Source organism: Gluconacetobacter tumulicola (assembly GCF_014174215.1).
Classification (GTDB): domain Bacteria; phylum Pseudomonadota; class Alphaproteobacteria; order Acetobacterales; family Acetobacteraceae; genus Gluconacetobacter; species Gluconacetobacter tumulicola.
Genome location: NZ_JABEQL010000023.1, coordinates 1 through 15,092 on the forward strand (window position 1 = coordinate 1; position 15,092 = coordinate 15,092).

General features: G+C 57.5%; 13 protein-coding genes and 3 pseudogenes. 5 read left to right on the forward strand and 11 right to left on the reverse strand.

The annotated features are described in order from the left end of the window. Positions 1 to 109 precede the first annotated feature (109 nt). Positions 110 to 247 (forward strand): annotated as a pseudogene (locus HLH29_RS14615) (IS3 family transposase); the annotation flags it as partial. Positions 248 to 311: 64 nt separating this feature from the next. Next, positions 312 to 1,265, forward strand: coding sequence for an SDR family oxidoreductase (locus tag HLH29_RS19700; RefSeq protein WP_182968098.1), 954 nt, complete (start codon positions 312 to 314; stop codon positions 1,263 to 1,265). Positions 1,266 to 1,284: 19 nt separating this feature from the next. On the opposite strand, the pseudogene HLH29_RS20010 reads toward HLH29_RS19700, so the two are convergent. From HLH29_RS20010 to HLH29_RS14635, 4 genes and pseudogenes are all read right to left on the reverse strand, one after another. After that, positions 1,285 to 1,413, reverse strand: a pseudogene (locus tag HLH29_RS20010) (hypothetical protein); the annotation flags it as partial. Between the two features lie 5 nt (positions 1,414 to 1,418). Then, positions 1,419 to 1,808, reverse strand: coding sequence for an efflux RND transporter permease subunit (locus HLH29_RS19470; protein ID WP_182968172.1), 390 nt, complete (start codon positions 1,806 to 1,808; stop codon positions 1,419 to 1,421). A 59-nt stretch (positions 1,809 to 1,867) separates the two neighbouring features. Further along, positions 1,868 to 2,779: a lysophospholipid acyltransferase family protein gene (locus tag HLH29_RS14630; RefSeq protein ID WP_182968101.1), complete on the reverse strand. Its 912-nt coding sequence runs from the start codon at positions 2,777 to 2,779 to the stop codon at positions 1,868 to 1,870. Between the two features lie 351 nt (positions 2,780 to 3,130). Continuing rightward, complete coding sequence (locus HLH29_RS14635) at positions 3,131 to 3,901, reverse strand: MlaA family lipoprotein (RefSeq protein ID WP_182968103.1); 771 nt, start codon at positions 3,899 to 3,901, stop codon at positions 3,131 to 3,133. Positions 3,902 to 4,090: 189 nt separating this feature from the next. Here HLH29_RS14635 and HLH29_RS14640 point away from each other — a divergent pair, with 189 nt between their 5' ends. The 3 genes from HLH29_RS14640 to HLH29_RS14650 are packed head-to-tail and all read left to right on the forward strand — an operon-like array spanning position 4,091 to position 6,776. Beyond that, positions 4,091 to 4,798: a response regulator gene (locus HLH29_RS14640; protein ID WP_182968105.1), complete on the forward strand. Its 708-nt coding sequence runs from the start codon at positions 4,091 to 4,093 to the stop codon at positions 4,796 to 4,798. Further along, positions 4,795 to 6,126, forward strand: a complete 1,332-nt coding sequence (locus tag HLH29_RS14645) for an ATP-binding protein (RefSeq protein WP_182968107.1) — start codon at positions 4,795 to 4,797, stop codon at positions 6,124 to 6,126. The genes HLH29_RS14640 and HLH29_RS14645 overlap by 4 nt, the downstream gene beginning before the upstream one ends. 32 nt (positions 6,127 to 6,158) lie before the next feature. Beyond that, positions 6,159 to 6,776, forward strand: a complete 618-nt coding sequence (locus HLH29_RS14650; RefSeq protein ID WP_246374276.1) for an MlaC/ttg2D family ABC transporter substrate-binding protein — start codon at positions 6,159 to 6,161, stop codon at positions 6,774 to 6,776. 25 nt (positions 6,777 to 6,801) lie between these two features. Here the strand turns inward: HLH29_RS14650 and HLH29_RS14655 are convergent. The 7 genes and pseudogenes from HLH29_RS14655 to iolD form a co-directional block, all read right to left on the reverse strand. Then, positions 6,802 to 7,623, reverse strand: a pseudogene (locus tag HLH29_RS14655) (IS481 family transposase); the annotation flags it as partial. After that, positions 7,595 to 8,793, reverse strand: a protein-coding gene (locus tag HLH29_RS14660; RefSeq protein WP_182968109.1) for an IS3 family transposase whose coding sequence is annotated in 2 segments (ribosomal slippage) — positions 7,595 to 8,535 and positions 8,535 to 8,793 — 1,200 coding nt in all. Because the reading frame shifts where the segments join, the coding sequence is not laid out codon by codon here. The pseudogene HLH29_RS14655 and the gene HLH29_RS14660, both read right to left, overlap by 29 nt. 524 nt (positions 8,794 to 9,317) lie before the next feature. Then, positions 9,318 to 10,415, reverse strand: a complete 1,098-nt coding sequence (locus HLH29_RS14665; protein ID WP_246374277.1) for an oxidoreductase — start codon at positions 10,413 to 10,415, stop codon at positions 9,318 to 9,320. 17 nt (positions 10,416 to 10,432) lie between these two features. Next, positions 10,433 to 11,221, reverse strand: a complete 789-nt coding sequence (locus HLH29_RS14670; RefSeq protein WP_182968111.1) for a TIM barrel protein — start codon at positions 11,219 to 11,221, stop codon at positions 10,433 to 10,435. Between the two features lie 319 nt (positions 11,222 to 11,540). Next, a complete protein-coding gene (gene iolB, locus HLH29_RS14675; protein ID WP_182968113.1) occupies positions 11,541 to 12,341 on the reverse strand; it encodes a 5-deoxy-glucuronate isomerase in 801 nt (266 codons plus the stop codon). Further along, entirely contained in the window at positions 12,338 to 13,225 is an 888-nt protein-coding gene (gene iolE / locus HLH29_RS14680; RefSeq protein ID WP_182968169.1) for a myo-inosose-2 dehydratase, read from the reverse strand. Before iolE ends, iolB begins: the two co-directional genes overlap by 4 nt. 12 nt (positions 13,226 to 13,237) lie before the next feature. Further along, on the reverse strand, positions 13,238 to 15,091 hold the full coding sequence (gene iolD, locus HLH29_RS14685) for a 3D-(3,5/4)-trihydroxycyclohexane-1,2-dione acylhydrolase (decyclizing) (protein ID WP_182968115.1): 1,854 nt from the start codon (positions 15,089 to 15,091) through the stop codon (positions 13,238 to 13,240). Position 15,092: the final 1 nt, after the last annotated feature.

The window sequence follows — 15,092 nt, forward strand, 5'->3', positions numbered from 1 at the left end:
CCGCCCCGCTCAATCATCTCCTCGACGCACACCCAACGCCCAAACCAAGGGTGCCAGGGGTAGAGAACCTCCCGCTCGTCGGTATTATGGGTCTTGCAGAGTAGCGCTCTATAACGGGCAGCGTCCGCACTCGGCACTGGCTGGACGCACGCCCGATGAGGCGTATCATAAGGTGCCGACGCCATCTGGTCCGGGGTTAACCCCGGCCCAGATGGCCAACAGCAACGCCGTCAGAAGGGCAGCATGACAATAACAGGGTATAGCTTATTCATCCCCAAAAGCTGTCCGAAAAACGGGGCCACCTCTATGCAATGCGGGTTTTCGTCACTGGAGCAACGGGCTTCATAGAGTCTGCCATTGTTGATGAACTGGTCGCCGCCGGCCATGAGGTGACCGGGCTTGTCCGCTCGATGGAGGCGTCCCAAAAGCTCGAAGCGCGCGGGGCGAAAGCGCATCGCGGCACGATCGAGGACCTGGACAGTCTTCGCAGCGGCGCGGCTGCTGCCGATGGCGTGATCCACACAGCCTTCTATCACGCCTTTTCGCACGCGAGCCTGCGCACACGGCTGCGCGTCATTCTCGGTGGAAGCCCCTCGAACATCGTCAAACGGTTCATGGAGGCTGCGGTCGAAGCCGATCGGCGCGCGATCGAAGCGCTGGGCGGTGCTCTTCGAGCCGGCAGCCGGCCTCTGATCACAGCCTTTCCAACGATGGCGATGACACCCGGTCACGCAGCTGTCGAGACAGCGAGTGCGGATTCCCATGCGGTTGGCGGCCTCAGAGCGAGATCCGAAGAGGCAGCTCTCTCCTTGGTTAAACGCGGTGTCAGGGCCATGATCATTCGACTGCCACCCTCGGTCCATGATGAGACCAAGCAGGGTCTTGTTACGCAGCTGATCGCCACCGCTCGCAAGACGCAGCTATCGGCCTATGTCGAAGACGGTAAGAATCGCTGGCCGGCGGTGCACCGGCTTGATGCTGCGCACCTCTTCCGCCTCGTGCTCGAAAAGGGCGAGAGTGGCGCCCGCTACCACGCCGTCGCGGAAGAAGGCCTGCCCTTTCGCTATATCGCCGAGGCTATTGGTCGCGACCTCGGCGTCCGAGCGGAAGGATTTTCGTTTGCCGAGGCCGGCAAGCATTTTAGGTGGCTTGCACACAAACGTGTACTCGATCTCGGTTGCGGTTCGGGATTATTGACGCAGAGAGTGGTGGCAGCGACGGCCTTGCGACATTGTTGTTCTTCAGCACGGCCAGGACGTCGTTGATCCCGATATGGTACCGGTTCAGTGCATCCGGATCGAGCAGGAGCTGATATTCCTTGGTTAACCCGCCGAAATTGCTGACCGCCGCCACCCCTGGGATTTGCATCAGCGTCGGGATGACGACCCAGTTCTGGATGTCCGACAACTGCATCAGGTTCAGGCTGCTGGAACCCAGCGTGTAGCGGTAGATCTCGCCGGCGGGCCCGTGACCGGGCCAAGGGCCGGGGTGACGTTGGGCGGCAGGTTGGCCTGGGCGATCTGTTCGGTCACGCGCTGTCGCGCGAAATAGCCGTCTGTCCCGTCGCGGAAGATCAGGGTGATCAACGACAGGCCGAAAGTGCTGCTGGACCGGCTGTCGATCAGGCCCGGGACGCTGGCCAGTTGTCGCTCCAACGGCGTGGTGATCTGCTGCTCGACCTCCGCGGCAGCCAGGCCGCCCGCCTGCGTCGTGATCATGACATTGACGGAACCGAGATCCGGATATGCCTCGACCGCGATATCCCGCCACGCCAGGGTAACGAAACAGGCCAGCAGTGCCATGATCATGAAGACGATGCGGCGCTGGCGCAGGCACAGCCCGACGCAGGGCGATCGTCCTCAATTCTCTATGCACTGTCCTTTGACCATCTTCGATGGAACCATAGCCACGATGACGGGTACCTGCGAATCCATCCTTCGAGATGGCGGTTGATCGCCGACATAATTGAAATTTCGTCTTCCCTCTGGTCATCGGACAAATTGATCTGGAGTGCGGGTTCGCAAATAAGACGAAAACGTGCAGGACCGGTTCGTACGACGCTGACGGGAACGATGTTTCTATCAAAGCGTAATGCGAAATGCGCAATGGCGGGTGCGGTCCATGCCGGCCTTCCAAAAAAAGGAATCTTTATTCCATCGTTCATTTTTTGGTCGACCAGAAAGCCAACCGTACCACCGGCGGACAAATGTGCGATAATCGCTCTGGCACCATGACGACCCTTGGGGAACATTTTGCTTCCCCGGCCGGCACGTTTCCTGATGTCCTGAATCAGCCCGTCGATAACGGGGTTCCTGGTCCTGCGGTACACTCCACCCACTGGCAAGCCAAGTGCGCCGGCGATCGGGAGGATCATTTCCCAATTTCCCAAATGCGCCGAAAAAAATAGTGGTGGATTTCCCTTGCGCCATGCCTGCTCGATAAACTCTTCTCCGACGATCTCCCAGCCTGGGCCATCCTGTGTACGGACAAGGTTCGGCAGATGTGGAAACTCGGCAACGAGGCGGCCGAGATTATCCCATGCATCACGCATGATGGCGTGTCGGGAGGATTCGGCCATCTCCGGAAATGCGATTTTAAGATTATTAAGGGCCACATGGGACACTGCGAGGGTAGGACCGATGGCCCGTGCGAGAATGGCCCCGAAGTGGGAACACATCGTGGGCTCCAAACATTGGAGCAGGCGAATGGCGCCGCCCAATGCCAGCCCTTGCAAACGCTGTAGCGACCGGGTGACGCCGACATCGCTCATTAAGGTCATGATTGGTCACGCGTCGCGAAACGCTCTTGAACATCTCGGCCCCCATGATGATTGCCGCATATGAGACGATAATTGACTGGCATCCAATTGCCTCATTCGGTTAGAGTTAAAGGACGTCAAGAGTAAAGCGGACGAATCCGCGGGAGACGTCGGATAAATTCTCATCAAGGGGCCTCACCATGACATGGCGCGTTATGTCATGGTGGCATGTCCTGGAATCGTCCTGAGGTCAGTTAAACGATTTCTGAACTCTGTATTATGAATATTGCATTGTGGGATGCATTGGTATCTTGCGATATATACGGTTATTGAAAGGAGTATATAAATACAAAAATATTAGATCAGCGTTCATTATTTCATGGAGATGACATTCTGATTCGCAGCGGCGGCGAGGTCGTCAGGTTTAACTTTTCCCTGGATACCCTCTTGTATGAACGCCGCTCGGTGTTGAGTCGTCATTGCGCGCAGGCTTGCATATTCGTCGAGAGAATTCCTTTCGACATCATCGGTTACGGCGAGGGTGTCCGCCCTTCCGTCCACGACACCCAGGCCAGATGATGCGCCCCTGACCACGGACACCACGCCCGCGCTAACGAAAGTCGTCGGATTCAGGACAATTCCCGCGAGACTTCCCGTGGCATCACGTACATTGGAAAATCCCATAAGAGGCAATTGAACATCCGGACCAGGTCCTATGCCCCAGACACCAAGTGTCTGGCCGAAGTCGGCGTTGTGGTATGGCATTCCCCATAGCTGGGCAAAATCGAAGATCCCGAGGACTCCTACCGTCGAGTTTATGGTAAACCGTTCAAGGGTATTCCAGGAGCGGCTGAAGTTTCCCTGCAGGACATCATTTACAAGTACCTTCGGCTCATTGAGATTGGTGGAAAAATTATGAACTCCATGTTTGACGCTGCCAGGCACATTGGCCGCATATGTCCGCGCCACCGGACGCAGCACATGATGATCGACGAAGAGATTCCCGCCGAATACGGTACGATTGGTCGGCTCGGCCGGATCATTCGCGGCGAGGTCATTTTTATTGTGCGCGCACCCGGCGACGAACATTGCTGGAACGAAAAACAAGATATACTTGGAAGATCTGACTTGTGGTACCTGCATGACGAACCTGTTCCTTCGGATTATGTTTGCGCCAGTGCGTCGTATCCTTGGCACTCTACCGGATCGCATCCAGTTTTTGATGTCAGCTTTTTTTCAAGAAAGGTGTATTGTGTAAGCTCCGACATAAAACTGAAGCAACCTTGACATCATTTTGGGACAACTTCCTGCTAAAAGGGGCGCATGACGAACATGACCCACCTTCTGATCGTAGACGATGACGAAGAAATCCTGTCGCTTCTAACTCGCTTCTTCGAAACTTACGGGCATGAGGTCAGCGTCGCTAGCGGCGGACGTGAAATGTTCGCCGTATTGGAGACGGCATCGATCAACCTCGTTATTCTTGACCTTATGATGCCCGGCGAGAATGGCCTCGAACTCTGTGCGGAACTGCGCCAGAAATCACAGGTTCCCATCATAATGCTGACCGCTGTTGATACCCCGACCGACAGGGTCGTCGGACTTGAACTTGGAGCCGACGACTACATTACCAAACCGTTCGATCAGCGTGAGTTGCTGGCACGAGTCAAGGCAGTCTTGCGTCGCATAGAGCCGATGCGGCAGCTGACAACCCAGACACGACCCTTGCTGTTATTTGGTTCCTGGCGCCTGGACATTGCACGCCGGGAATTGAGGACGGCAAAAAATATACTGATCCCGCTGTCCGGGCGGGAGTTCGATTTGCTGCTTGCGTTCGCCGAGCGCCCCCATGAGGTCATGAGCCGCGATCAACTCCTCGATCTGGCCCATGGGGAGCGCCATGATGCCTTTGACCGTTCCATCGATACTCAGGTAAGCCGGTTGCGACGCAAGCTTGAGCCGAATGCGAAGGATCCAGCTATTATAAAAACCGTTCGGAGTGGCGGATATATATTCACTTTGGACGTGCGGCCGGGATGAAGAACTTGCTCATGCGTGATACAATTGCAAAACGTCTGGCCTTGACCGTCCTGCTCGCGGTGTCGGCCTCGGTTTGCTTGTACATATTCTTCATCAATACCGCGGGGGTTTGGGCTGGGCCGGATTTGAGCGAGACGGGACTGGAAGGGCAGGCGGCAACGCTGGTACGGATATATTCGGCTATTCCGCGTGACCTGCGGTCCCAGATCGCCGATGCGGCGACAAATGATGTGTTCAGGGTGGAGTGGCGTCCGGACATTCCCTCATCTCCCAGGGAAAGCGCCTCGTCATCCGTCCAGGCTGCGATGCGTCGCCTTCTCAATGATCCCGAGCGTAAAATCGTGCTTCATCAGACACCGCTCTTCGCACGAACCATTCCGCACGACAGGATTTTCGGCACGGACGCCTACGGTATGGCCATATCTCTTTCCGACGGATCCTGGCTGATCTTCAAGCTGCCGAAACGGCGATGGGGTATGGGGCCCTGGATGCGCTATACTCTGATAGGCTGCTTCGTCCTTGTTTCAACAAGTGCGGTTTCATGGTTAGCCGCACGAAATCTCGTTCGCCCGTTCGAGGTCTTTACCATCGCGGCCCGCCGTTTCGGCACAGATCCAAACGCACCGCCGATGATCGAGCGAGGTCCAAGAGAGCTTCAGGCGGCGATAGCATCGTTCAACGCGATGCAGACCCAGATTCGTCGATTCATAACGGATCGTACGAACATGCTTGCCGCTATATCACATGATCTCCGGACGCCATTGACACGGGTACGTCTGAGGGGCGAATTCATTAATGATCTCGATCAACGGCACCGACTCTTTCGCGATGTCGACGAGATGCAGACAATGATCGACTCGGCGCTTGCTTTCTTTCGCGATGAGACGTTGGCCGAGCAGTCCACGACCTTCGCACTGACGGAGTTGCTGCAAGTGATTGTAGATGACCTTGTCGATCAGGGTCGTGACGCGAAGCTTAATGAGGCAGAGCCTGTTGTCTATAGCGGCCGGCCAGTTGCTCTCAAGCGGGCATTTGGAAATATTATTGAAAATGCTTGTGCGTATGGAGAGGAGGCTGTGGTTTCCATAGAAGCGAGCGACCATGGAACCATGGTTGCCGTCCGGGATCGGGGACCAGGTATTCCGGAAGACCATATCGGGAAGGTCTTCTCGCCTTTCTACCGCGTCGAGCTTTCGCGCAACCGCAAAACAGGTGGTGTCGGATTGGGGTTAACATCGGCTCGCGCCATCGTCCATGCCCATGGAGGCGAAATTAAACTGCTCAATCACGAGCAAGGCGGCCTACAGGTTCTCATTGTTCTTCCGTAGGAAGATGCGGGTCGTATTCAGAGGAGGCCGTTATGCGGAAACATTCTTCCCGTCGAGAAGTTTTCATTACATTCATCGGCATTGCATGTCTGACGGTAACACGTTCGGCATTTGCAACCGATTCCGCGCTTTCCGCGAAGATGTTCGTGAAGACGCTTGGCGGTCAATTGGTCGACATTATTAACAGCGATATGTCGCCTTCAGAAAAGAAGACGCGGATCCGCCCGTTCCTGGATAGGATGGTGGATGTGGATGATGTCGCCCGCTACTGTTTGGGCACATATTGGCGGACTTCGACACCCGAACAGAGGCGGCATTACCTGGATCTGTTTCATGCAATGTTTACGAATTCGATCGCCGACAAGCTTGGTGATTATCGCGGGGTGACGTTCAGTATAGGTCGCGCTTCACCCTCCGGTGAAGACATGGCTGTGGAGACAGTTATTGTTCGCCCCAACCAGGCCAGCGCCAACGTCCTGTGGATTGTCAATCAGGCGAGTGGCGGTCCAAAGGTCGTGGATATGATCGCTGAAGGTGTCAGTCTACGCCTGACGGAGAGACAGGATTACGTCTCCTATATCGAGCGCAATAACGGCAATATAGATGCGCTGATTCGGGCTCTGACACGCCAGATCGAGCGGCATGGATAATCTGATGGCCGTACAACGCGAATGCTTAGATGTTTAGTACCGGGATTTGATGGTGCGGATTTTGTATGAACCGTGATGGTTCTTTTTCCCACTGCTGGCAAATGAATTCATATGGAGTGAGGCCTCGCAGCGTTTTGAGCCTTCGGGCGAAATTGTAGGCAGCGACGAAATCGGTGAGGTGCTGGCGCAACTGGTCATGCGTTTCGTAGTAGAAGCGCTTGACTGTTGCCTCCTTGATTGTGCGGTTCATGCGTTCGACCTGACCATTCGTCCATGGATGTCGAGGCTTTGTCAGACGATGCTCGATATTGAGATCAGCACAGGACAGTTCAAAAGAATGGCAACGGAACAGGACGCCGTCGGCCCGCATGGCCTTGATATCTTCCGATGTCCATCCATTGCCAGCCGGATCGGTGAAATGTGTGCCGTTATCAGTCAGCACGGTGTGGATGCGATAGGGGACTGCAACGGCCAGGGCGCGCAGGAAGTCACCGGCGACGCGACGTGTTGCTCTCTCGTGCAGTTGGGCGAAAGCAAATTTCGACGTCCGGTCGATCGCCACAAAGAGATAAAGACGCCCCATTTCGGTGCGGACTTCAGCGATATCGATATGAAAATAGCTGATCGGACAGGTCTTGAACTTCGACCGTTTCGGCTTGTCGCCTTCGATATCGGGCAGGCGCGAGATGCCGTGGCGCTGAAGGCAGCGATGCAGCGAAGAGCGCGTCAAATGCGGGATCGTCACCTGTAGCGCGTAAAGGCAGTCGTCCAGGGGCAATAACGTATGGCGGCGGAACGCCAAGACGATGGCTTCCTCCTCAATCGATAAGACCGTCGAATGACGTGCCCCCCTTTTTGTATCCACTCAAAAGGAGACTTCCCGTTCTTTTATGGCTTGGGGTTGATGGGATGGCAAGTGTCTCGGGGGCATGCCCCCGAGACACTTGCCTGGCTACCTGATCCGGCGTCCTGCCATCCAGTTGGGAATGGGGACGCACCGTATTGTAGTCTTCCCGCCAATCAGCCAGAACTTGTCGGGCATGGCTGAGGGACGTGAACAGCGTTTCGTTGAGGCATTCATCCCTCAAGCGGCCGTTGAAACTTTCGACAAAGCCGTCCTGCTGCGGTTTCCCCGGAGCGATATAATGCCACTCGATCTTCATCTCATCGGCCCATTTCAGGATGGCATGGGATGTGAACTCCGTACCGTTGTCGCTGACAATCATGAGGGGTTTGCCATATCGTTCCACCAGGGCCGTCAATTCCCGCGCCACACGTCCCCCTGACAATGACGTGTCGGCAACCAATGCCAGGTTCTTGCGGCTGAAATCGTCGATAACAGCCAGAATGCGGAATCGGCGACCACAGATCAGGGCATCCGAGACAAAATCCAGGCTCCAGCGCTGCCCGGGTTCCTGGGGGATGGTCACGGGAGCGCGCGTTCCCAGCGCCCTCTTGCGGCCACCCCGATGGCGGACTTTCAGACCTTCCTCCTGGTAAAGGCGGAACAGCTCCTTGTGATTGGGGCTGAACCCTTCCCGCGCCAGAAGACAGCCCAGGCGGCGATAGCCAAAGCGGCGTCTCTGGCACGCCAGATCCCGTAGACGTTGACGCAGGGCAGCATCGTCCGATCTGGTGGAAACATACCGCGCAACACGCCTGGCAAGACCAACAAGGGCACAGGCACGGCGCTCACTCAGGGCCAGAGCCTCCTGAATATGTCGGACCGCCTGCCGCTTCGCGACAGGCGTCACCACTTTTTTCCAACGATCTCCTTCAGCGCCGCGTTATCCAGCATCGCATCCGCCAGAAGACGTTTCAGGCGGCTGTTTTCATCTTCCAGCGCCTTCAGCCGTTTGGCCTCGGACACCTCAAGGCCACCATAGCGGGTCTTCCATTTGTAGAACGTCGCATCACTGATCCCGTGTTTGCGGCAAAGATCAGAGACCTTCAACCCAGCCTCCTGTTCCTTCAGAACCCCTATGATCTGCTCTTCCGTAAAGCGACTGCGCTTCATCCGTCCGTATCCTTCTCGATCGGACTCTACTTTTAAATGGTTACATTTCCGGGGGGCACGTCACGTCGAGCGCGCGATTTCGGCCCGGACAGATGGAGTGGTGCGGGCTTGCGGATGGATCTGGTGCATCAACGATCGCTCCAGGGGTCAGCGTCAAACCAGGGGGCGTAGGCAGCAATAGCCCATGATACCTCATCCCAATGACGTCTCACAACCTGCCAGCTAGGCGGCCAAGCACTTCAAGTTTACGCCAAACAACGGCAAACGGGTTGTGCCGATCGAATTCACCGTCAGTCCCGGCGCAGATTGCCGGTTGGTGTTCGATGTCAAATCCGGTAACGGGGAGCCTGGCCGTCTCACCTTCGAGCTCCAGACAATGCCGGGCGAAATCTTGAATGAGATTTCGCTGCGCGGAGAGAGTGCGAGAGGTTATCGCAGGCGGGGCGGCTGTCCACTGCGCCAATCGCAGCGAGACAGAAAGCCCATGGCCCGCAGGCCATCAGAAGGTTTCCCTCGGGAAGCTTTCACTGCCATTGAGAAAATTCGTCTTCTGTCAATGCAAGTTTCGTCATCCGACCCTCGGTCGCAGAACGTTGTGCCGCGTCGATGACGGCCATAACGGCGAGCGCATCTCTGGGGGACACGGGATTTGGCCCCTGTCCCCGTATGGCGCGTGCAAGGTCACGATAGAAGGTGATCTGGGAGCCCATGGGCGACGAGAGCGTTTCCTGCCGTCCATCTCCGTGGAAAACGGTCAGCGGATCGTCGTCGCCACCGACCCCGTCGGCGTCTGGCGCCATGCCTTCCTTGAAACGATCTTCCTGAACGTCGGCCTCTTGCTTGAGAACGGAACCTGCATCCCCGTGAACGAGAAAACGCGGTACGCCCCCTTTGGCGACGAGACTGCCACCAAGCACCACCCGCAAGCCCGGATAGCGCAAAATAGCCTCAAACCAGTCGTCGGTCTTCGCGCCGGAACGCAGGGTTGCGATCTCTGCCGTGACAGCTTCGGGCAAACCGAAAAGCTGCACGGCCTGATCGACGAGGTGTGGCGCGAGATCGAACCAGAGGCCGGAGCCATCGCCACTCGTCTCACGCCAGTTCCGATTCGGTACAGAAACAAAACGTATCATCCGCGACGCCAGTTCGACAACGCGACCGATGTACCCCTCTTCGATAACACGCCTGATACCCAGAAAATCGCTGTCCCAGCGTCGGTTCTGGAAGACCGAAACGCTCTTGCCATGTTCGTCTGCGATGCGGAGAATCGACCTAGCCTCTTCGAGAGACAGGACAAAGGGTTTGTCCACCAGAACGTGTTTTCCTGCGCACAGAGTCGCTTCCGCCAGAGGGCGGTGCGTCTGATTGGGCGACGCGATGACGATCAGGTCAAGATCGTCCCGTGCGATCAGTTCATCCGCGCTGCCGACGCCTTCGACGCCGGGCAGATCCGCCCTCACCTGTTCCGGGCGTGAGGATGAGACAGCTACCAGTTCCATGCCGTCCGTGGCCAGAATCATGGGTACGTGAAAAGTTTTCGAAACGAATCCGTAGCCGACTATGCCAGTCCTGACAGGTTCATTCGCCATAACGATATCCTTCCCGTTTTCAGCCAAATTCATCGTCGTATTTCGCCGGCCTATAACGTAAAAGCTGCCCGGAATCGTTCGAGCGCCTTCTCGCTGTCCTCCGATGCCCAGGCTTCCAGACCGATCGTCCCACCATAGCCGAGCCGACCCAGTTCGCGCGCGATCGCCGGGTAATTGATTTCTCCGGTTCCCGGTTCGCAGCGTCCCGGCACGTCGGCGACCTGTATTTCCCCGATATAGGGCAATGCTTCCCGAAGCAGGCCGATCAGGTTCCCCTCCCCGATCTGGGCGTGATACAGATCGAGCATCAGGCGACAACCGGCTCGGCCCACGCTTCTGACAAGGGCCAGACAATCTTTCGCCTTGCCGAACGGCACGCCGGGATGGTCCACCGCTGCGTTCAGGTTTTCAAGGACAAAAACCACGTCGTTCGCTTCACCGAGATCGGCGAGCCGATTGAGAGTGTCACGGGCCCTGATCCACATTTCCCCGGTTTCGCCCCAACACGGGGTGACAGGAAGGCCCTGCGCGTTCAGCCCTGTTCCATGCAGGTTCAGACGGGGAATACCCAGACGTCTGGCGACTGGGATCGAGCGTGCGGCGGTCGCCAGAAGTTCTTCGGTGCCGGCCTCGTCGGCAAGACGCCCGTGGATGTAGCCGGTCATCGAGGAGAATGTCGCACCGGTACCGGCAAGCGCATCTATGTCATGCCGTGTCCAATCCCAGATCTCGACCATGAAGCCCAACGCATCGATCCGGCGCACACGCTCGACGAAAGACAGTTCCTGGAAAAGCATTTCCGCGCAGGCGGCCAACGAAAACGAAGGTATCGATGTCATGGCGTATAAACCTTCATACATACATGAACGGACGGGACGGTCCGGATTTTGCCTCGTCAGAAAAATCCTGAAGCAAAGCCGACACACGGCATCGTAATGCGAGCGATCCTGTAGCGGAGACTACAGGCGCGGCGCATACCCTTTGAGGATGGCGGGCACACGCGTTTGCATCGCCATCCTGTCTGGTTCCCGATACTGAATGTCAGCGGCGGTGGCGTCGACCATTCGTCTCGCGTCTGTCGGATGGAGGAGCGGATGATCGGGACCATTCTTTCCGTTTCTCATCAGCGAGTCCGAACGGTTCCGGGCATAATCGCTCTCAATAAGGCAAATGCGCCTGATCGGGGTCCATCGAGAATTTCCATTCCCGACGAGGTCCGCCCATCACATTCAGGTAATAGAGATCGAAGCCGTGCGGAGCGCCAACGGGGTGGTATCCTCGTGGAACGAGAACGACATCATGGTTTGCGATCGCCATGGTTTCGTCCAGCGAGCCATCCTTGGTGTAGACGCGCTGGAGCGCAAAGCCGCTGCCGCGTTTGAGCCGGTGATAATAGGTTTCCTCAAGGTAGGTTTCATGAGGAAAGTCGTCCGTATCGTGCTTGTGCGGAGGATAGCTCGACCAGTGTCCGCCCGGCGTTATGACCTCGACGACGAGCAGCGTTTCCCCCGGGGCGGTGTCGGGGAGAATATTGCGGATGAAACGCTGGTTCGTTCCCGTTCCGCGCGAGATTTCTCCAACCTCTTCGGGCAGTATGGCGCGGGCTGGGAATTTCCCGGTGGCGGGCGACCGGCACACGGCGAGTTCGATCGGTGTTTCAGCCACGACGCTCCATGCGCTGCCTGGCGGCAGATAAACAGACCATGGGAGACCATCGAAGGGGCTCATCCGTTCCCCCATGAGACCGAAATTCTGCCCTGCGCCGCTGATGCGTGCCTTGCCGCTTATCAGAACGAGGCAGGCTTCCATTCCTTCCGTAGCGCCTTCGGTTGTCTCGTTTTCCTCAAGCGAACGCACCTCGAAATCGATGAATTTCCATCCAGCACTTTCGGGAGTCACGGTTACGATCCGCTTGAGGTCATCTCGTGGGTACGGATGAACAAGAAGGTTCGATGTCATTGCCTGTGTCCTGTCTGAATTAAGACATCATGAAGGTAATTTCGTCCCATACGGGCGTACAGGAGCGGCTGGGCCAGATCTGGGTCCTGCTCGGCTTCGAGCACGATCCAACCGGAATACTCCGGCAGTTCGCGCATGATTCGTGCAAAATCGATGCACCCGTCCCCCGGCATGGTGAATACGCCGGAAAGCACGGCGCGCAGAAAGCTGTAATCGGCCAGATCCGCCTGCGCCCGCTTCAGCGGCCGGACATCCTTTCCGTGCAGATGGCCGATGCGTCCCGCATAACAGCGCGCGAGTTCCGCCGGGTCGGAGCCACCCCACAAAGCATGCCCCGCATCGAGCAGAAGATTCACGGACTCGCCCGTGCTGTCCATCAACCTTGCGATATCCGCCCGATCCTGCACGATCGTTCCCATGTGATGGTGGTACACCAGCGCGATGCCATTGTCCTGAAGGTATGTGCCGAATGCCGTCAGACGTTCCGCGAAATGACGCCATTCCCAATCGTCGAGAACGGGACGCGTCGACAAAGGCGCGTTGATATCGCCATGGATGGCGTTGGATGTCTCGCAGACGATGCAGACGGTGCATCCCATGCCCTTGAGAAGGGCGAGGCGTGGCTGGAAATCTTCGATCTCCTTCTCCACGCTGTGAGTCAGGAGGTTGCAGGACCACCAACCGGATATGAAGTCAAGTCCGTGCGGTTCCAGGGCCGACTTCATGCCATCGACCGTCCGGGGGAACTTGTTTCCAAGTTCCATTCCTTCGATCCCGGCACGCCTGGCCTGACTTAGACAATCCTGTAGCGACGTTCCCCCGCCGATCGACGGGAGGTCGTCGTTGCTCCAGATGATGGGATTGGCGCCAATACGAATAGCCATGATCTTCGACACTTAGTTTGCAAGGCGCTGCACAAGCCGCGCCTTTTCATAGGCTGCGCGCGCAGCATTCACCTGTTCGCGGGAGGACACTTCCGGCACGGCGACATCCCACCATGCGCTTCCTTCCTTTGTGGCAAGCATGGGATCTGTATCGATCACGATCACGGTCGTGCGATCTGCCGAACGCGCCTCGGTGACCGCTGCGGAGAGTTCGGCAAGGCTGGCAACTTTTTTCGCCCGCGCGCCCAGACCGCGGGCAAGCTGCACGAAGTCGATCTCGGGAGACTCAACCTGATAGCAGTCTTTCCAGAGATTGTTGAACGATGCGCTCCCGGTGTAATTCTGCAGTCGGTTGATGCAGCCGTAACCATGATTGTCGAGCAGCACCACGGTCATCCTCAGGCCGAGCGATATGGAAGCGGCGATCTCGGAATTCAGCATGAGGTACGAGCCGTCCCCCAGCATCACGATGACCTCTCGCTCCGGGTGTGCGAGCTTGACCCCCATTCCACCGGCAAGTTCGTAGCCCATACATGAAAAGCCGTATTCCATGTGATAACCGCCGGGCTGTTCCACGCGCCAGTGTTTCTGCAACTCCGCAGGGAGTCCGCCAGCTGCGCAAACCACCGTGTCGGTCGGTTCGGCCACAGCCTGCACAGCACCGATGACCTGTGCGTCGGTCGGAAGCCCGGAAGTCCCCGGAGCCTGATAGCGCGCGGAAATCTCGTGCCAGGATGCGCGTTCCCGTTCGGCCTTCCCGGTCCATTCCGATCGTGCCGCCCAGTCACCCAGCGCGTCCGAAAGCGCAGCGAGGGAGATCTTCGCATCCGCGATCAGTGGCACGGAGGCATGTTTGACCGCATCGAAAGGCTGCACGTTCAGGGCGAGTATCTTGAGGTCCGGATTCTGGAACAGCCCCCAAGATCCGGTCGTGAAGTCCTGAAGGCGCGTACCGACGGCAATCAGAAGGTCCGTCTCTTTCGCCATTGCATTCGCCGCCGTGGTTCCACTGACGCCGATCCCTCCCATACCGAGCGAGAACGATGTCGGAATGGCGGAACGACCGGCCTGCGTCTCGGACACCGGCACCCCTGTTCGGGCACAGAATGACACCAGATCGCCCTCCACCCCGGAATAGAGCGTGCCGCCCCCCGCGACGACCAGCGGCCTGCGCGATTGTCTGATCAACGCGATGGCCTCGTCCAGCTCTCGCACATCCGGTGCGAGACGCCGCACACGATGAACACGCTCGGCGAAAAAGCTTTCCGGGTAATCGAACGCTTCAGACTGCGTATCCTGACAGAGCGACAATGTCGCCGGCCCGCAATCCGCCGGATCGGTCAACACGCGCATGGCCTGCTGGAATGCCGGGATCAACTGTTCCGGGCGCGTGATGCGATCGAAATAACGTGACACGCTGCGGAAAGCGTCGTTGGCGGTGGATGTACCGTCGGCGAAATTCTCGATCTGTTGCAGGACGGGGTCGGGAATACGACTGGCGAACACATCGCCCGGAAGCAGGAGGAGCGGCAGCCGATTGACGTATGCCACAGCCGCTCCGGTCACCATGTTCAGCGCTCCCGGCCCGATGGAACTTGTGCAGACCATCGCCTGCTGCCGACGCGACGCCTTGGCGAAAGCGGTTGCGGCGTGAACCATCCCTTGCTCGTTATGCGCGCGCAGCGTCGGCAGATAGTCGCGATGCTCGTATAGCGCCTCCCCCAGCCCGGTGACGTTGCCATGTCCGAAAATAGCCCAGACGCCCTTGAAGAACGGTTCGATTCGTCCTTTGATTTCCGTCTTCTGGGCCATCATGACCCGGACCAGGGCCTGCGACATCGTCAATCGGATCGTTTTCATCGTCATG